Raw genomic sequence first — 18,910 nt, 5'->3', positions numbered from 1 at the left:
GAGCACCATGAGCGACACCAAGCGCGACCGTCACCTCATCCTCATTGACGCGCGCACCTCACCGTCAATGTCGCGCTATAGAGGTCGATACCCTGCACGCCAAGTTCGGCCAGCTCGTGGTGGAACGCAAATTTTTACGCAAGGCCTCCGGTCGATGAGCGTTGGTCGGAGGCGGGAGATGATCGAACCCGCGCATCCTCGGCTCTCAATGGTCCGGCAGTGCGAGTTGGTATCGATCGCCATGGTATGGCTCGCGCCAGATGGCCCGCCACCTGCGCCGCCAAGGCTACGAAGTCGGGCGCAAGCGGGTGCGGCGGCTGGTGACTAAGATGGGCTTGGCGGCAGTCTACCAACGGCAGCGCATGACGGTGCCCCACCCGCAGCACAAGATCTAGCCCTACCCGTTGCGCAACTTGGTGATCGACCGCCCCAATGACGTACTGGACTGGCATCCCGCCGAGACGAGCACATCCTGATAGCTGAGATCCGCTCCTGCTGGTCCCGCACTGAACGAAGTGTTGCTGGACAGCTATGACGCGCATAAGCGGTCCATTTCCTCGGCAGGTCGCGCCAAGCTCACGAAACCCGCGTGATCACCGCAACGCCGTTGTCCGACGTTTACGGTTGCCAAATAGTGCAAGCGGTAGCCGAGGGCCTGCTTCAATGCCACCTTCCTGCTATAGGGAACGTTCGCATCTGGATGCAGGAGGCATTCCGCAGGTGCAATTGAGTGTCCTCAGGGAACAGGACTATTGGCGTTCTATAATCCCTCCACTCGTATGATGCAGAACATACATCAGATCGCCATTCTAAAAATAGCAGACCGACTTGAGGCAAAACAGGTGAGCATTAGATATTCCGAACCAGAGGGATTTTTCTTCGTCACGAAGAATATGGACGTGAAGATGATGCCTGCTCATAGGGTTAATTCGCATTATGTCAAGGTAAAAATGTTCTACTGGTTCATAGTGCTTGTGCATACCTAAGGTGTAACCTCTGGAATCGTGATGTGCTTCACGCTGAAGTGGGATGTGGCCTGTGAGTGTTTCGTATCCTCAAAGGAGGAGCGGCACCAGGCTTTGCGCTGCTAGTAGGGGGATGGTTCCCCTTGGATCTGACGAGTGTTGTTCATGCGTAAAAAAGCTGATGCCTGCCCGCCTTTTAGAACCCGGTGCCCAGAAATCAGGCCGGTTGTGGAGCGGTTCAATAAAAAACTATTCGCAATGCCGTGGTGTGATAACAAAGGAGACGCTTCCCCTTGCAAGCGCCCGAAGCGGGAGGCGATTAATTTTGAGCGGATACAGCCGAATGGGCCGCGCTGGATTCACTATCTGTGTGTGGACATTGATCGGCCCTACCCGTGCTCTGAAGGCGTGCCCAACCTCACGATCCTGGAGGCGATGGACTTCGTATTACCGCCGAATTTGGTGGTTATGAATACCCAGACAGGAAAAGCTCATTGGATGTACGAGTTGGCAAGACCAGTATGGGAGGACCCCAACAAACCTCAGCCGAAGCCGGTACGTTTCATGAAGTCGGCGCAGTCCGGTCTCGCCAACAATTTGCACAGAATCGGCGCTGATCGTAGCTTTACTGGTTTCATGGTTAAGAATCCTTTCCATGCTTGCCACGAAGTGTTTTCGTTTCGGGAGAGGCCCTATGATCTGTGGGAGTTCGCTGAAAATCTAGACCTTACCTACGCGGCCCGGCCAACCGAAGGCAATGGCCGAAATACCAGACTCTTTGAAGCTTTGGGGGAGTGGGCACGGCGAAACCGCCACGCTTTCGACACGAGGAGCGATTTTGAGGCGACTCTTCTGAATGAGGCGCTTGAGGTCAACAGAGGGTTCCCTACTGCGCTCCCCTTCAGCGAAGTGCGGTCTGTTGTGCGAAGTGTGGGAAAGTACGTCTGGGAGAGGTGGGACGGACGGTACCGTGGCGTCATGAACCTGGATTCGGCACTCCCTCTTGTGGAGCGACAACGACTCGGCCAAGCGCACGTATGTCAGATGCGCCGAGGGCGAACCCGAGACCGACTCATCTCCACGTACCGGTCAATCTATGAGGAGCAAGGACGGTGTACTCAAGCTCTGGTGGCGGAACGCAGTGGTATCGGGCTGCGGACGACCAAAAAGTACTGGAGCGAGGTGCTTCGTGTTGGATTGACCTCGGAAAACCGACAGGGGTTGCCATGTCATGATGTAACGAACATGGTCGCGGTAACAGCCAAAGTGACACAGCCTGAAACAGGCGGGGTGCTCGTTCTAGACTCTAATATTTCCGAAGTTGCTTCTGCGGTGCATCCTCATTCAAGCTTTTCTGGTCCAATGGTCCTGTTCCCTGAGGACACTCAATTGCACCTTTTTGGGCGGTCTCTGGGTGGGTTGCGCTTGTATGTGAAGGCCAATCCTTCGGTCTTGGTCCAAAGCATCAACGACGATGAGCGCTTGGCAGCTTAGCCGTGCGACGCAGACGGGCCTTCGGTGATGAGCCAGGTAAATGAGTGCCTGACCTAAGGTGCTCGGCGGGTCCGTTAGGTCCGTCTGTGTCACCTGCATCAGTCCACGCCAAGCGCCTTGAACACCGCGTCCACGGGATCGCTAAAAAAGACGTCCGTAAGTTCGTGAAGAGTTCCGCCGGAATGGTGGCGACGTCGGCGGCGCTCGACATGGGAACCAGGATGTGCATGGCCCCGGCGTCGAAAGCGACCTGTAGGCACTCGGCCAGGCTCTCTACCGGAATGACGCTGCCGCCCAGGCTTATGTCGCTGAGCACCACGATCTGACTTTGCAGCGGCTTTTGGACGATGCCCGACGCGAAGGCGATGAAACTGGCGAGCGTGCTGGCCCTGGGCGCGCCCGTGGTGTGCATCTCCACCACATGGAGGTGGTAATTTATGATCCCCCGGCCTTGGCCGAACCGCTCATCCGCTGCACGTTTGCCTTAAGGAAGTCGAAGGCGAACGTGCAGCGCCTCTATCGCTGCCGAGTTCGATTCCAGACCGGACGTGATCAGCTTGCCGTTCCCAGCGGTAAGCTGAGTTTGCAGACGGTGGAGGCCCAGGTGATCGCTGGTTCCCATGATTACGACGTGCAAGAGCCCGGCTTAAGCCGTCCTTCGGGAATCATCTTGCTGCCACCTAGCCGCCACCTAGATGCCCATGGGCGATGATTATAACGTGTTCAGTGGGATTGAAATTTTTTCTTGAAGAAGAAATAAAGAATATTCTCGATGAGCACGGTCTTCTGCTTGATGTAGATGATTCGGTGCGTATCTAAGTAGTAAGATGTGAGTTGGCCCGGACCCAAAGAAACAACCCCCTCGAACAAGCGGACTACATAGAAGTCCATGCCAAGTCGTATCTTCGAATGACAGCAGACAACGTTTTTCACTGAAAGGAAGGTATCGTGTTTGTGAATGATAGCAAAGTCTACCATGTAGATAGACTCCACAAAATGGCAATCAGAGGTCGCGGAAGCAAGAGTCGGCAGACGCTAACAGATGCAACGTTCGACGATGTACGGCTGCCGCATTGTGTTTTGGGAGTAGCTTGCCCAATGAACCGGAACGATGATGTTCTTGCTTTGGCTAGGACGGAGCATGATCTGCTGGTGACCACAGTCTCACTAGGCGGAGTGCCGGAATTTTGTGCGTACTTGGATGGTCTAATCATTCTTGGCGCACGCGGAATTTGTGCGAACCGTTTCGATAACGGGGATCTTGTTAGCGTCGTTTCGAAAGTACATTTTCGCGCTTCAAAACGCGCAAGGTCTTATCCGTTGCATATCCTTGATCTTGTAGCGGTTCACACGTACGCAGATGCCGCGAGGCTACGCGTGATTGAGAGGCGCCAGGCATCGTGAGCGCCCCTCGCGGGAACACCACAAAGGCCGCCCTTACGATGCCGAACCCAGCGTCCGGGCGCTCGGCCTTCTATCGATCAAGCTCTGTCATCCAGGGTGGGGCATTAACATCTCCCGCCGCCCTTCTCAGATCGGGACGTGGGAACCTGGACGGACGCTGACCCACTGAATGGCCCTCAAGGACAAGAACCGTACATGGAACTCCTTCAAGGTCGATACCTGCCCCGCCGCCTCCGGGTCAGACGGCGGGGCCTGCGCACGTTTACTCTTCCTCGAAACCTTGGCTGGTGAACTTCAGCGTTCGACAGTTTTCTGTCACGGTCCGAACCAGGTGATCGCTCGCGCCAGACGGCAGAACCGCCTCGATCTCCAGCGTCACGTTAACCTCAGCGCCGACGACCGCGACTAGGTGTGAGATGACCTCGTTCGCGATTTCACCTGCATCACGTCCCACACGCATGGCGTTGAGTGCAACCGTGGCATGGAAGCGGCGCAGAACGGGTGTCTGCGCTGTGACCGTGGATGTGCCACCGGTGATGACGATGGGCATTGCACCGCCCGTTGAAGGGCCTTCCGACTGACCGCCCGCAGTGACTAGCTGGGCAGCCGCAGCCGCAGCGGCTTCGGCGAGTTGTTGCGCGTCTGCGATGTCCGGCTTGACCACAACGCCTTCCAGGCTGTCGGACGCCATGGAAAGCTGCTTTCCACAACGAAGAGCGCGATACCGCTTGCCGATCTCGTCGTAGCTGTCGGCATAGGCGAAGGACTCTTGCTTCCAGAGCAGCAGTTCTACGCCGTTCTGCACGGCGGCGGTCAGAACCGACGAGTCCCGGAGGCGTGGCAGATATATGTATTGAGCGAAATCCTCGGCCAGTTGACGAAGGGCGACGTGATCGCCACGCCACAAGGGAATCTTGTCCAACTCCATGCGCAGGCGTGTTCCGGCCAGCGACGGGAACAGCAGTTCCTCGTTCCGCAGCTTCTTCGACGCGCGCGCGGCAAGTGGTTCCTGACCAGACAGGCGGTGGGACTCCCAGGTGATCGCCACTTGCGGCGAAGCCTGCACAGGGACCAGCAGCCATTGGTAGGCCTCCGGCAGGCGCGCCACCACAGTCGTATCCGCCGCCCTCAACTGAGTCTCGGCCTGTCGGACCTGATGAGGGTCTAGGTTCAGTTCGACCTTCTCACTCAGGATGGAGTCCCAGGCGATGTACCGCCGCACTGCCTCGTCGAGGTCTTGCAGCCGCGCCTGATCGACCGCCAGGAAGACCAGGGTGTTGCGGAACAGCCTGGGGGAGTTCCCGCGGGATTCCAGGATCGCCTTCGCCGCTGCCTCGGCCTTGTTTCCGGCTTCCTTGCTGTAGGGATATTCGGTTCCGAGAACGACCAACCGGGCATCGGTGTCGTCGGGGACATCAGCGCCGGACTGAGGAAAGGGATGGACGCGGCGAAAGTCACTGGTGGCGCGAAGGTCATTGCGCAGCCGCTTCTCGATCTCGGCGATGACCGGATCGGGATTCCTTTTCAACTGCTCCGCCCGATCCTCCGCCATTTTGGTGACGGTCGGTTGGGTCGAATACCAGTAGCGTACCCCGTCCTGGTAGAGGTACGTCGCGGCGGTGCTGAGCCGCCGGAGCGCGTCGCCAAACAGGGACGGGGACTCGCCGGGCATAACGCAGCCGAGTTTGATGCGCCGATCTTCCACGCCACGGTTGGCCGCCGTCGAGGTAGGCGCCGATCCCAGATAGACGGTGCGCGCGACCCGACGGGTGGCGGCGAACTTGCCGAGGTTCGGCACATCGCCGTCGATCCGAAGCGGCAGGGCGGTGGGGCCGTCCACATCCTTCTCGATGATCGGCTTCCATGTGTCGGACAGGTAACGCGTCAGTTCGTCCCGGACGCGCGGGTCGTCAATGGGCAGGTTGCCCGGCATGATCATCGGGTTGCGGTCGCCCTTCTCCCACAGGCTGTGGATTACGGCGGCCATCAGGCGAAGAACGCCGCGCGTCCGCTGAAACTTCGGCTGGGTGGACCAGTCGGTGTACAGCCGGTCGAACACCTCGGGGTGGATCGGGTAGGCAGCCTTGAGGCGGTTCTCATATTCGGAGTCACGGCATTCCGGCGGGAACTCTTGGTGCTGGGTCCGATAGAGATCATGGAAGGACCGCGCCACCGTGTCCCGTGACACGAACTGCGTCTTGTCAATCAGCGGCTCGAACAGGCGCCGCCGGACAATCTCGAAGCCCTCCTCCGTGCTAGCGGGCGCCCACGAGGACTCCACGCGTCCGATGACGTTGCGCAGCCGACCCAAGGCTGCCCGTCCGCGCTCGCCGCCCACCTCCTCATCATCGCCAACGGCATGCGGCGAGATAGCGGTATCCGATGCCGGAAGGCTGATCACCAGCAGGCAGTGCTTCGCCAGCTTGGCTGACTCGGTGAGGGCTTGGGCGAAGCTGAAGTGGGTTTCGAAGCTACCACCGGGCAGGTCAGGATCATCGTGAAGCTGCCGTGCATAGGCCACCCACTCGTCGATCAGGATCAGGCAGGGGCCGTACTCGTTCATCAGTTCGCGTAGTGTGTCGCCGGGGCTGGTTGCCCGCTCGTCGTCGGCGCGAACACGCTCGAACGCCTTGGCGCCGCCAAGCTGCCAGGCCAGTTCACCCCAAAGGGTGCGGACTACCGTGCCGTCGGGCTTCAGACTCGGGTTGCCGGGGGAGATCTTGTTGCCGACCAGCACTACGCGCTTCACTGAGTCGGGCAGGCGCTTTACCTCCGCATCCAGCAGGATGGCGTCCACTCCCAGCAGATCGCCCGGCGGGAATCCGGAGAACAGATGGTAGAGCGCCAGCATAGAGTGGGTCTTGCCGCCGCCGAAATTGGTCTGCAACTGGACGACGGGATCGCCGCCACCCTCGGTCAGCCGGAGCACCGCCCCTTTCAGCAGGCTCTTGAGGCTTTCGGTCAGGAAGGTGCGGCGGAAGAACTCCGCCGGGTTGCGGTATTCGTCCGATCCCTCATTGAGGTGGACCTGCCACAAGTCGGCGGCGAACTCGGCCTGCTGGTAGCGCCCGCTGGCGACGTCCCGGTGCGGCGACACCACTTCGCGCCAGGGCTTCAGGCTGCCGGTGACTTGGCTTTCTATGGCGGTGCCCGCGCTCTTGCGCTTCTCGCTGCGCATCTGCTCGTCGAAGATCAGGCGGCGCAGTTCCATCTTCATCCGCCCCACCTCGTCCGCTTGGGGAGCGGAGATGGCAGTCAGGAGCCGGGTGATGGAATCGAGCGCCCGATCGGCGTCGTCGCTGGAGAAGGGCTTCTGGTGTGCCCAGTTGTTGCGGTGGCCGCGAATCTCCCCGACCAATCCGCGTTCAGACGGCCCGAGCGTCGCCCGGAACACCTCGTTCCAGGCTTCCCACATCAGCTTCAGCAGGGCGGCAGCGTCCCATTCGGGAATAGGGCGGTTGCGGGTGTTGGGGTCCTCGGCAAAGGCGGGCAGTGCTGGAATGGTGACGTTCCGCTTAACTGTGCTGCTGATCTCACGTTCCACGAACGGACCCAGCCCGGCCCGCAAGAGGTCGAGCGCCTTACCGATGCGCTCCTGGTTGGTCATCGCCATGGTGGTGCTCCCGTTCGGGTCAGATCAGCATGCCCTGGGCGGGCACGTCGGGTCGAATGTCGCGCGACAGGCGTAGGATTTCCGGCCAGCTTTGAACCAGGCCGTTATAAGACATGGCCTCCGCCGCGCGCTTTTTACGCTCGCAGAGTGTGTAGAGGCGGTAGGCGAGTTCGCGCGCTACTTCCGCCTTGTTGCCCAGCGTCGCCACGATCCGGGCCGCCGTCGCCTCGCCGTCGGCCTCCAGAACACGGATCAGGTGATGGAGCATCTCCCACACGGACAGGCGGGGATCAGTGGCCGGGTTCCAGTTGGCGGGCAGTTCTGCGGGACGGAACAGCCGCACCTTGTTGCTCTTGGAGCTAAGGATGCCAGCATGGACGAGGCCGGACATCGTAATGTTTTTGGCCTTCGACAAAGTTTCCGCCTCGCCGTATGCGCCCTCGTTGAACCCGACCTGCTCAAACCAGACCAAGGCCCAGCGAGTGTCGGCGTCGAAGTCGCCTTCCTGCTCAGCCAGAGCCTCATCCAGCACCTCGTTGATCAAAGCGAGGGCGTCGCGGACCGACACAGACTTGCCCTCGGCGTCTACAACCTTGGCATAGCGCGTGTAGACCGCCATACCGGGGCCGATGGCCGATTGAGCCAAGTCTACAGGCGCGATGTTGCCACGTTGGAGGTGCGCAAGGGCTGCGGGAAGTTCGGCCTTGAGTATGGTCAGGAACTCGCGGCGTGTTGCCGTTGGTGCATCTTCGGGTCGCTGGCGACAGACCAGAACAATAGATGAGGCCAAGGCGTTAGTGCCACTCGCAATCATGCGGCCAGCGCCTTCGGTTCGGACCGGCCAAGTGCCGCTTATGGCGAATCCCGCATGGATGACGGCATCGAGGAAGGTTTCCCAGCCAGTGCTGGCTGTTCCCACTTCGCTCGCGGTTTCCGACTGTTTGAAGGCATAATAGATGGTGACCGGAAAACCGGAGTGGGTCTGCTCGGCAAGCCGGTGCATGGCCGCAGTCATGCCCTTCAGGAAAAAGGCCTCTGCCGCCTCTTTATTGCCATGGCGGTATGGGTTTGCAACCAGTTCCTCAGCCTTTGGAACAGCCAGGGTTGAGAAGAGGGTGGGCAATACGGCACGCAGTGTTTTGCGCAACCAAACATAGAAGAAGTCCGACAGGTCCGCATAGCCGATATTGTCGTAGTAAGGCGGATCGGTGGACACGAGCTTTGCTGCACTGGCAGTTTGAGATTGGGCGTCCTCTTGCTTTGCAACCCCGAACCCTTTTCTGGGTAGGTCGCGGATAGACATTGCACCCTTGTCAATGGCCGCGCTCAGGCTTCCGCCTGCATCGGCGAAGGGATTGGACTCCGCGAAGTCCCAGGCCATCGGAATTGCCTGACGTGCAAACGTTTCCCGAAATGCACCACGGTCGTTCATCCAGGACGCGATGGCGGAGCCGATATTAGCAACTTTACTAATCGCAAATCCTAAATACACGGACACGGCGTCGGCATATGCGGTCGCGCCCACGCCGCCTTCTTCAAGAGGCATTGGCGAATTTGTACGCCCCGCCTGCAAAGCGTCGTGTACGACCCGTGTGCGGACTTCCTGCACAACGTCCGAAAAGGTCGTGAGTGCCACAAGCTGCCGGGGGGTGAACAGGTCACCGAAAGTGGCCAAGCCATACTGGACCGTCCAGAAATTCCGTGGGTCGTTTGGCAAGTCGGTTTCCGGCTTCCAGTCGGGTCGAGCGTCACTCGCCAAGCTTTCCATGACTTTAAGAGGGGGTAGATAGACGCGCGCACGCGCGCCCTCCGCGACGACACCCATAAGCCGGGTCCCCATTCGCCCGGCCTGACCTTCGGCCTTTATATATTCGGGCGTGATGGGTGCGCCCGACATCACACATTGAAAGTTCGCGCCGCGTCCCAGCTTAGTTCCGTTCTTTGCCGCCTCAGCGTCCGTTGGCTTCCCCGTTCTGACGACGAAGTGATAGCCGCCGCCTTCGATCACTGGATCGACCCAGACTTCCTTTCCAGCCTTGCTGGACAGCATGAAAGTCGAGGCAAGCGGCACGTCCACGTCACGAAACGCCGGATTCGGGCTCTTCACCGTGCGCGCCCACAGCCACGCGATGATGGTTAGCTTCTGCCCCACCAACGGCGCCAGGTCTACCCGCTCGGCGGCCATCTCTGTCGTGATCTCGACTTTCGGGTAGAGGTGGCCGATGCGCTTCTCTGCCTCAACGCGCATCCAATTGCCGTAATAGCGAACATCTTCGGCAAGCCCTTCTGCACCTCTCCATTCGCGGTCTAGCAGGCCCTTCTCGGTGCGCGACTCTGGGTTCACCGGTGACATCCCGGTGAACTTCGGCGGGATTTCGATCATTGCCTTGTTGATCAGCACTGCCACCGGGTTCAGATCGGTGGCAGTGGCCTCCAGCCCCAGACGTTGTGCTTCTAGCGGCAGGGCTCCGCCTCCAGCGAAGGGGTCATGGAAGCCAGGGAGCTTGTTGCGGTCGAACAATTCCTTGGCTAGCGGGTGGTCGGCGTTCTCGGCGCAGGCTCGCCGCCAGCTTTGCCAGATTTCCGCCCGCGCGCGCTCCAGCACCTCTTCGTTCGTGGTGTTCTCCCACTGGACCAAGTCCTCGATGATCTTGAAAAGGCGTTGGCGCTCCTTCTCCTGCTCCTTCTCGGTTGGGAACAGTTCCGGCCACGCCGAGGGATCGTCCACCATCTGGGCGAAGATCACCGCCCGCGCCGCCGCCAGGGGGCGCCGCGCCCACCACAGGTGCAGGGTGCTGGGATGCCCGTGCCGGATCGACTTCTCCCGCGCGCTGGCCTTGTTGATCGCCTCCAGCGGCAGGGCGACTTCGATGAGCTTCTTGCGGTTCTTGACCATCATTCGGTGTCTTTCAGGATTCGGATTCGGATGTGGCGCGGCGCGACGCGCTGAAGGTGAACCTGATCGCCGGGCATCGCCCCGGCAGCGGTGAAGAATGCCCGAGTGCCGCCCCGGTCGCGGAAGATCATTTTGTCGCCCGCAATGTCGGTCACGATGGTGGGGCCGGGGTCGAACTCCACAGTGACCGTCCCCGGTGCCAGGGCGTCCTTGCTGGACCCGCCAATGGCGTCGTCGGGGAACAGCCGCAAGGCGTTCGTCAGCCTGATGTAGCCATTCCTAATGGCACCCTCGGTCAGGCGGACAACATGCCCGTCGCCATGGTGGGTAGGAGGCGGGGAGGCCGCCTGTGCCCGTGTGGTTGCCGCGACGGTCCTGGGCACCGGTTCGTCACCGACCTGCCGCTCGATGAGCGCCGTCACCTCGGGCGAGAGGTCCACCCAGGTCACTGCACCCGAGGGGTGCCGGTAAGGAACCGGACCGGTCAGGCACCGCGCACGGGCGAGTTCCCACGGTGCCAGCCAACCGGCGGCGATGACCTCTTCAAACTTGGTCGGGGGGATGCAATGCCGCGCCTGAGTCGCCGCTAGCCCGTCTGCGTCCAGCGGCGGATGGGAGCCGACCAGGTCGGCAACGCCACAGACCACACCGCTGCCCTTTCGGATCAACGCAATCAGCCCACGGACCGAGGTTGGTCGGGTGCGCATCTCCCACGTCTTCCGGCCCGACAGGATCAGGTCGATCCAAGGCTCCCGAATGATCAGTCCCTTCATCGCGGCAGCACGCTAGGACCGGTTGCGGAGCATCGTCAGAGCGGCAGCCATCACTGAATATCCTCTTCGGGTGCCCAGGGTGAGGGCGTATCGGACAGTGTCATTTCGGTTAGACGAAGACACAGGGCCTCTGCCGCGTTGGCAGATGATCGGCAGGGAGTAGCCCCGACGGCGCGCAGGACGTTTCGCACAAGCTCGTCGTCCTGCGCTAGCGTCGGGAACAGCCGGTGATGCACGAAGTGGCTCCACGCCTCCGCCGGGGTGGACGCGGAGGGCGCGAACAGGTTGATCTGCGGATCATATCCCTCCTCGCGGTAGCGTCGGCAGAGAATGGACCATGCCGGCATCAGTGGAGCGAGCTCCACCGGTTCCCACCCGCCCATGGCCGCGATGGGGCCGAGGCGGTCGCGTGGCAACTCCAACAGGGCCGCCGCGCGCAGGAAACGACGTCGGCATAGGGAGTAGAGCGCGAACAGGTCCGTCTTCGCCCTATCCGCCTGAAAGGCGGCCAATTCGTCGCGCGTCATGCGATGGCCCCAGCCTTGGCGATCAACTCCGCGAAGCCGTAATTGACGCTGGCGGCGTCGAAGTCCGGCTCGCGGCGGAAGGGTTGGCGGATGTAGTGGACACGCTGGTCGGCGCCGTCGAACTCGACCACGGCTAGGATGTAGTCGTCGGGCTTGTTCAGTGCGGTCAGGATTTCGTTGCGGGTCACGGTGATGGTGTCGGCGCCGGTGACGCGCCCCTTCACCTCGATGAAGCGCAGCCTGCCAGTGCCAGGCACACGGCTTTCGATGTCGTAGCCCAGCCGGTCGAACTCCCGGTCTACCGGGTCGAAGCCAAGACCGCGTTCGATCTCTATGACGATGGCACGCGCCTTCGCCGCCACAGCCATGGTGTCCACCGTCGTGGCCGACACCTGCGCTGGCTTGCCAGTCGTCGCCGCGATTAGCCCCGCTGGGACGACAAGCAGGCCGCCCAGCGCTACCGGCGGCAGCGGCGCCATTTGACGCTCCTGGCGAATCTCGTCCAGGCGCCGCTCCAGCCGGGCCTGGAGGGCGTCGGCGCGCTTGCGGGCCTCGCCCGAGTTCAGGTTTGCGTTCGGCTTTCCCGCCCGTTCCTGAAGCTTCAACTGCTCCGCCCGGTGGTCCCAATAGGTGATTTCCTTGGTCAGCCGATCCTTCACCGCTGCCTCGGTCTTTGCCAGCAGCGCCAACTTGCGCTCCCGCACCTCGGTCAGATGCTCGGGCACCACATGGGCGATGGCGTGGCCAAGCGCCTGCCGTTCCAGGTCCGCGTGAATCCAGGCACACTCCGGTCGGGCGAGGATCGCTTCGACCCCTGGCTCATCCGCCTTGAGCGGACGGAAGTCGAGGTAGGGAGCGTAATTGATATGCCGGGCCTGTCCGGCCTCGTCGATTTCCACATAGAGCAGGCGCTTGGAGATTAGGCGGCGGTCGCCGCTGCGGGTGAGCGCGCCGTCCTGGAGGGCGCTTTCCATCGTGAACAGGACGCGCGGCTTGGTGCCTGGATCACGCTCGTCCACGAGAATGGTGCCCCGGCGCAGCAGGTCGCGGTGCCGTTCCAGGGTCAGATCAATCACCGCATCGAGCAGCGGGTGGCCGGGACAGACAAAGGCAGCAAGGGTCTGTCCCTGAGGTGCTACCAACGCCTTCTCGAAGGCAATCCGCTCATAGCGGGGCAGAATCGGTTCTCCAATGCCAATCAGGCGGTCGCGGTTGCGGATAGGCGCTGGAACATGTGTCACCTCGTAGCGTCGCGGTTCGCGCTGTTTGATGGTGCCTCCAAGACGCCGGAAACCCTCGATGAAGAAGGATTCGATATAGTGGGGTTGGAGGCGCCGCGCTTCGGCCCGTTCCATTTCCTCACGGATGCGATAGACCCGGCTGGCGTCCATCGAGTCCTGGGCGAGGGCCTGATCCTCCAGTAGGTCTTGCAGGTGATCACGCTCCACCGAGTTCTCGATCACCCGGTTTAGGCGGTCGCGGACCTCCGGTTGCTCGCCGTAGCGGATGGCCGAGATCAACAGGTCGCGCAGGGGCATCCCATCGAATTGAAGCTTGCCGAGCACGTCAAAGACCTGCCCGCCCAGGGACTTGCGAGCCTGTTCCAGCTTTTCCAGCAGCTTGCGGTAAACGTCGCCCTCGCGTGTCTCCTCCGCCACAAGGTTCCACAGGTGGCAGACCTCGGTCTGGCCGATGCGGTGAATGCGCCCGAACCGCTGCTCCAACCGGTTGGGGTTCCAGGGCAGGTCGTAGTTGACCATAAGGTGGGCGCGCTGGAGGTTAATGCCTTCCCCTGCTGCATCAGTGGCGAGCAGAACACGCACTTGGGGATCGTGCTTGAAAGCCTCCTCGGCCTTCTTGCGCTCCTCCCGGCCAAGTCCGCCATGGATGCACACCACCGCCTCCCGCCGTCCGAGCAGCGACGAGATGCGAGTCTCCAGGTAATTCAGCGTGTCGCGGTGTTCCGTGAAGATCACCAGCTTCTGGTGCGGTGACGGCGTGGGTTTGGCGATCTCAGGGGAACCGGCGTCGTAAGGCGCCTGTTCCGCGGCGAACCCATTCGAGCAGACCACCGGCGTGAAGATTTCTGTCAGCAGGCTGGCGAGTTCGCGCCACTTCCGGTCCTCACCCGACCGGCGGATGGAGGACGCCAGAGCTTCAAGCCGCTTGAGCGTGTCGATCTCAATCCTCAGTTCGCCAATGCTGCGGGCGGCGGTGGCCTGATCGAGGATTTCCTCCTCGGCGGCCTGGACCTCGTTGTCGGGGGCATCGTCCAGGTCCTCCACGTCGTCGGCGTCGAGCATCCGGCCCACCGACAGCACATTGCCGACCTCCTCGCCACGTTGCAGCACCTCCAGTTCCCGAAGGCGGCTTTCCAGCCGCTCCCGACGACGGCGAAGGGATTGATAGATCGCTTCCGGCGACGAGGCGAGGCGCCGTTGCAGGATGGTCAGCGCGAAGCCAACCGTCCCGGCTCGTTTGTCATTTTCCAGGGCATCGGCGCGGTTGAATTCTTCGCGGACGTAATCGGTGACCTCCCGGTAGAGCCGCGCCTCGGCGTCAGACAGCTTGTAGGTGACGGTGTAGGCAATCCGTTCCGGGAACAGCGGCTTCCCGTCGAACTTCAGCAGCTTCTCCTTGACCATGCGCCGCATCAGGTCGGACACGTCGGCGGTGTGAACACCGTCGCGGAACCGCCCCTCGAACCGGTCTCCGTCGAGCAGGGCCATGAAAAGCTGGAAATCCTCCTCCTTGCCGTTGTGCGGCGTGGCTGACATCAGCAGGAAGTGCCGCGTGAGCGAGGACAGCAGTTGGCCGAGGCGGTAACGCTTGGTGTACTTGATCTCGCCACCGAAGAAGGTGGCCGACATCTTGTGCGCCTCGTCGCACACTACCAGATCCCAGCGGCAGTCCGGGGCTTGAAGCTTCTGCTGTACGTCCTCGTTGCGCGACAGCTTGTCCAGCCGGGCAATAACCAGGTTGTTCTCCAGGAACCAGTTGCCGGTGCGCGCCGCTTCGAGTTTGTCGTTGGTCAGGATTTCGAACGGCAGGTGGAAGCGGCGGTAAAGCTCGTCCTGCCACTGTTCGGCTAGGCTGCCGGGGCAGACGACCAGGCAACGCTGCAAGTCGCCGCGCGCGATCAACTCCTTCATCAGCAGCCCGGCCATGATGGTTTTGCCCGCGCCCGGATCGTCGGCCAGGAGGAAGCGCAAGGGCTGGCGCGGCAGCATCGACTCGTACACTGCGGTGATCTGATGGGGGAGCGGCTCGACCACCGAGGTGTGGACCGCCAAGACCGGATCAAACAGGTGGGCGAGACGGATGCGCTGGGCCTCGGACACCAGACGGAAGAGGTCGCCCCCGCCATCAAAGCTCCACGGCCTGCCAACCGTCACCACCTCGATTCGAGGTTCGTCGTGCCGGTAGAGCAATTCGTTGGCGACTCGACCTTCCGGGGTTTTGTAGGTCAGTTCAACGGCAGCCGATCCGTGCCATTGGACATTCACCACCGTCACTAACCCGCTGGGCAGGATGCCGCGCACCGAAGCGCTCGGGGTCAGATCTTCAAGCGCCGCCATGGCCGTCCGACTCCTTCCGTAGCAGGCCGACACCTCCGCTGCGCATCGGAGCAATGCTAGCTTCTGATTGCATATCTCGCGCGATAACATCGCGAAAGCACGTAACTCTTTCTAGCTGATCCGAGATGCGCGGATCAAGCCACGGGTAGGTATAGAGCCGCTAAGGAATGTCTGGGTTCGGAATTATTGAGAAATGATGGAGCGCTGGCGTTAAGAGGTTCCCCTGGTTTGGTATCGTTGCTGCTTCAACAGGTGATGACGGCATACGGGGGTATGTTCTGTCGGGCACAGGCTGCTGCTGCGAACTCGCCGGTTGATTCCAGGCGGAAATCCACTACCATCTGCCCACATCAAAAGTGGTAACTTCGGTGGCGGGCAAGAGCCCCTTTGGGCTTGGGACGAGCGCGGTGATGGAACTCGACCAATTGAAGAGGTCACTGCAAGACCACTTCCGGGACGGTCTGCTGGTCGTTGTTGGGTCCGGCCTATCTGCGGCTGAGGGCATTCCTGGAATGGGAGGGCTGTCCGATCATTTACTGGCGGCAGTGTCGCCGCATGTCGAAGAAGAAGATGCCCCGCTCTGGCAAAACATTAAGATTGGGTTGGCGTCTGGAAACGGGCTTGAGGACGTTCTGTTGGCTCACCCGCCAAGTGCGCGGCTGGAGGAGCGGATTGTAGCAGAAACCGGGTGTTTTATTGAGGCACACGAGACCTCCGTCATTTCTGAAGTGGTGCGTGGATCGCGGACATTACGCTTTTCACGACTTCTTCGGCATTTGCTTCGAAGTGATGGCATACCTGTCGTCACTCCCAATTATGATCGCCTCATCGAGGTTGCGGTTGAAGACGCCGGGCTGGGTCTTGGTATAGACACCATGTTCGCCGGACACACCATCGGACTGCTGGATGAAGGTGAAAGCCGGATGAACTTGTGTCGGGAGTTCCGCTCTCTGCCAGGTGGCCGAGGAGGCCGCCTGGTGTACAAGCCTCGGGTTATCCTGTGTAAACCCCACGGCAGCCTCGACTGGTACCTCAAGGATGGAAAACCGATTCGCTATGCCGGAAATCTTCCCCTGCGACGGCTGCTCATCACACCGGGATCGAATAAGTATTTGAATGGGTATGAGCGGCCATTCGACCGGCATCGTGAGCGCGCAAACGCTGCCATTGACAGTGCTTCGCGCTTTCTCGTTCTCGGCTATGGGTTCAACGATCAACATCTTGAGACCCACCTCACCCCGGCAATTCGTTCCGGTAGGCCAACCCTGATTCTGACCTTCTCTCTCTCCCTCAAAGCGCAAGAACTGGCCATAACGTGCGACAATGTTACTGCAATCGACAGTCTTGGTGATGGTGGGGCAGAGGGCAGCCGGATCTTCTCCCTGCGCAAGGAACACATTCTTCCCAATCGACTTTGGTGGGATCTTCACAAACTCATCGACGAGGTATTGACCTGATGCTGTCTGAACCAGCCTTGCTCTTCTCTGAGCACGACGCCCTTGGTGTCATCGCAGCGGTTGATACCGGGAAGGCAACCGTTGAAGTCCGTAATCCGTCGCTTTTGACCCGAGTTGGCGTGGGCAACCTTGTCGCAATACGCGGAGCCACGGAGCAGGAATTCCTAATTGGCTTGGTGGAACGCGTAACGCGCTGCCTGCGGGATGAACTCATTCCGATCGATGGAGGGGCAGATGGTTCTGTCGAACTCGCGCCGACCACGTCGGACCAGCTCCAAGCGGTTCTCATTGGGACCTTCCGCACCGTAGACGGGAGCCGTCGCAACACCTTCAAACGCGGAGCTGACAGTTTTCCCCAAATCGATCGGGACTGCTACTACGTCGAGGGGGCAAACCTTCAGCGGTTTATGGGACTGTTGGGGGCGGAACTCGAAGACGGTCAACGGCTCAAGCTTGGCCACTTCGTGGCCGACCGAACGGCAGTGGCCATCGCAAGCGGAGACCGCTTCTTCCAGCGCCATGCCGCCATCCTCGGCAGCACCGGTTCCGGAAAGAGTTGGGCTGTCGCGCTGCTTCTTGAGCGGGCGAGCAAGCTCGCATATCCGAACATCATTGTCCTGGATATGCATGGTGAATACGCGCCGCTGTGCAACACCGAAAAGGGTGGCTTTGCGGCGCGGTTCAGGATAGCCGGTCCCGGCGATCTGTCTTCCTCGCCGAGCGATGCGCTTTTTCTTCCATACTGGTTGCTCAACCGTGACGAAATGCTTGCCATGATTTTGGATCGGAGTGACAACAACGCTCCGAACCAAGCCTCTCGTTTCTCGTTGCACATCCGTGACCTCAAGCACGCCACGCTGGTCAACGAAGGAAAGGGCGCGGTCGCGGAGACATTCACTCTGGACTCTCCGATTCCGTATCCGCTCGATCTGCTGCTTGGACAGCTTCGGCATGACAACACAGCAAAAGGAATGGGGAAAGACGGCAAGCCGGTAAAAGGGGACTGGGAGGGGCAACTCACCCGCTTCATCGCGCGATTGGAAGCCAAAATCGATGATCGTCGTTACGGCTTCATGTTCAAACCGCCAGCACCTGCCCTGGGCTATGGCTGGCTCGTCGAGTCGGTGTCCCGTCTTCTGTGTTCAGGTAACGGAAGACCCGGTATCAAAGTTGTCGACTTCTCGGAGGTGCCAGCGGATGTGCTACCCGTCGTGACCGGCGTTTTCGCTCGCCTTTTGTATGATGTACAATTTTGGATGGATCCATCCAAGCGCACACCCGTTACCCTTTTGTGTGATGAGGCGCATCTTTATCTCCCGACGCGCGAAGATGCCGATGCGGTGCAAAAGCAGGCGCTCGGCGCATTTGAGCGTATCAGCAAAGAAGGCCGGAAGTATGGATTCTCGCTTCTAGTGGTCAGTCAACGTCCCTCTGACGTCAGCAAGACGATTCTCAGCCAGTGCAACAACTTTCTGTCTTTGCGGCTAACCAATGAGACCGACCAAGGCGTGGTCCGCAAGCTGATGCCCGATTCCCTGGCTGGCATGACCGAGATGCTTCCACTGCTTGATATTGGAGAAGCGCTGCTGCTTGGTGATGCGACCCTTTTGCCGTCGCGAATCAAGCTCGACAGGCCGATTGTGGAGCCGGACAGCGCGACTCGCAACTTCTGGACGGAATGGGGAACCCGTGAGCCCAGCATGGCCGCGATCGGAGCTGCCGTGGAATCGCTTCGACGCCAGACGCGGTCATAGGGAAGGGGGCATCGACTCCGGCGTAAAGCCCAGGGGTGTTTCGATTACCTGGCCCCTGTCTGCCGAGCGTTGGGTACTGTGGGGGATTATGTGGGAACCTAGGTGGCAAAGCCAGGGCAAACCTGCTATCTGACTGTGCACAAATCCCTTGAGGGCATCCAGTTTTCGCGTGCCCCCCACATCGTCAACGAGGTAAGCGCTATTGACCAGCACTAGCTCTAGTTAGCCTCAGCCTGTAACTCTACCTAGCGGATACTGATGGATACTTGATGCTTAACACTTCCTTCGCCCCTCTTTTCTGCGTGTCTTCGTCCATATGCATTGCCGGACGACGTCGAGGTGCCGCAAGGAGACGAAACAGGTCCGGACTGACCGAGCAGCTTGAAGGCGGTCAGCAGCAGCCCGCCCTCGTATGACCAGCCGCACTGACGATGGAGAGGTCTCGCAGG

Annotated in this window: 9 protein-coding genes and 1 pseudogene; 4 read left to right on the top strand and 6 right to left on the bottom strand. The window is 60.6% G+C overall.

What is annotated here, in order from left to right; genetic code table 11:
- Positions 1-80 precede the first annotated feature (80 nt).
- Together TSO5_RS18630 and TSO5_RS18620 are read left to right on the top strand one after the other, a co-directional pair.
- Positions 81-392: pseudogene (locus tag TSO5_RS18630) on the top strand (IS3 family transposase); the annotation flags it as partial.
- Positions 393-1,130: 738 nt separating this feature from the next.
- Positions 1,131-2,459: a replication initiation protein gene (locus TSO5_RS18620; RefSeq protein WP_109152949.1), complete on the top strand. Its 1,329-nt coding sequence runs from the start codon at positions 1,131-1,133 to the stop codon at positions 2,457-2,459.
- Here the strand turns inward: TSO5_RS18620 and TSO5_RS33350 are convergent.
- From TSO5_RS33350 to TSO5_RS18590, 6 genes are all read right to left on the bottom strand, one after another.
- Entirely contained in the window at positions 2,431-2,871 is a 441-nt protein-coding gene (locus TSO5_RS33350) for a S16 family serine protease (protein ID WP_247870821.1), read from the bottom strand. The two genes, TSO5_RS18620 and TSO5_RS33350, sit on opposite strands and share 29 nt — an antisense overlap.
- Before the next feature lie 1,254 nt (positions 2,872-4,125).
- Positions 4,126-7,476, bottom strand: a complete 3,351-nt coding sequence (locus TSO5_RS18610) for a Swt1 family HEPN domain-containing protein (protein ID WP_109152948.1) — start codon at positions 7,474-7,476, stop codon at positions 4,126-4,128.
- 19 nt (positions 7,477-7,495) lie between these two features.
- Positions 7,496-10,375, bottom strand: coding sequence for a DUF1156 domain-containing protein (locus tag TSO5_RS18605; RefSeq protein WP_109152947.1), 2,880 nt, complete (start codon positions 10,373-10,375; stop codon positions 7,496-7,498).
- Entirely contained in the window at positions 10,372-11,145 is a 774-nt protein-coding gene (locus tag TSO5_RS18600) for an ASCH domain-containing protein (protein ID WP_109152946.1), read from the bottom strand. The genes TSO5_RS18605 and TSO5_RS18600 overlap by 4 nt, the downstream gene beginning before the upstream one ends.
- Positions 11,146-11,195: 50 nt before the next feature.
- Entirely contained in the window at positions 11,196-11,672 is a 477-nt protein-coding gene (locus TSO5_RS18595; protein WP_109152945.1) for a hypothetical protein, read from the bottom strand.
- Positions 11,669-15,250 carry a helicase-related protein gene (locus tag TSO5_RS18590; protein WP_109152944.1) on the bottom strand — a complete coding sequence of 1,194 codons (3,582 nt, stop codon included), beginning with the start codon at positions 15,248-15,250 and terminating at the stop codon, positions 11,669-11,671. The genes TSO5_RS18595 and TSO5_RS18590 overlap by 4 nt, the downstream gene beginning before the upstream one ends.
- A 410-nt stretch (positions 15,251-15,660) precedes the next feature.
- Between TSO5_RS18590 and TSO5_RS18585 the strand changes: the two genes are divergently transcribed.
- Both TSO5_RS18585 and TSO5_RS18580 read left to right on the top strand, forming a co-directional pair.
- Entirely contained in the window at positions 15,661-16,707 is a 1,047-nt protein-coding gene (locus TSO5_RS18585) for an SIR2 family protein (protein ID WP_109152943.1), read from the top strand.
- On the top strand, positions 16,707-18,461 hold the full coding sequence (locus TSO5_RS18580) for an ATP-binding protein (RefSeq protein WP_199230936.1): 1,755 nt from the start codon (positions 16,707-16,709) through the stop codon (positions 18,459-18,461). Before TSO5_RS18585 ends, TSO5_RS18580 begins: the two co-directional genes overlap by 1 nt.
- Positions 18,462-18,910 lie beyond the last annotated feature (449 nt).

The sequence above is a fragment of the Azospirillum sp. TSO5 genome (genome assembly GCF_003116065.1).
Taxonomy (GTDB): Bacteria; Pseudomonadota; Alphaproteobacteria; order Azospirillales; family Azospirillaceae; genus Azospirillum.
Note: the sequence above shows the minus strand (reverse complement) of the source record. Positions and strands in the feature narration are given on the sequence as shown.

Coding starts and splice junctions, on each gene's coding strand:
- TSO5_RS18610 (WP_109152948.1), bottom strand. CDS start 7,476: ATGGCGATGACCAACCAGGAGCGCATCGGTAAGGCGCTCGACCTCTTG.
- TSO5_RS18600 (WP_109152946.1), bottom strand. CDS start 11,145: ATGAAGGGACTGATCATTCGGGAGCCTTGGATCGACCTGATCCTGTCG.
- TSO5_RS18605 (WP_109152947.1), bottom strand. CDS start 10,375: ATGATGGTCAAGAACCGCAAGAAGCTCATCGAAGTCGCCCTGCCGCTG.
- TSO5_RS18620 (WP_109152949.1), top strand. CDS start 1,131: ATGCGTAAAAAAGCTGATGCCTGCCCGCCTTTTAGAACCCGGTGCCCA.
- TSO5_RS18585 (WP_109152943.1), top strand. CDS start 15,661: ATGGAACTCGACCAATTGAAGAGGTCACTGCAAGACCACTTCCGGGAC.
- TSO5_RS33350 (WP_247870821.1), bottom strand. CDS start 2,871: ATGCACACCACGGGCGCGCCCAGGGCCAGCACGCTCGCCAGTTTCATC.
- TSO5_RS18580 (WP_199230936.1), top strand. CDS start 16,707: ATGCTGTCTGAACCAGCCTTGCTCTTCTCTGAGCACGACGCCCTTGGT.
- TSO5_RS18595 (WP_109152945.1), bottom strand. CDS start 11,672: ATGACGCGCGACGAATTGGCCGCCTTTCAGGCGGATAGGGCGAAGACG.
- TSO5_RS18590 (WP_109152944.1), bottom strand. CDS start 15,250: ATGGCGGCGCTTGAAGATCTGACCCCGAGCGCTTCGGTGCGCGGCATC.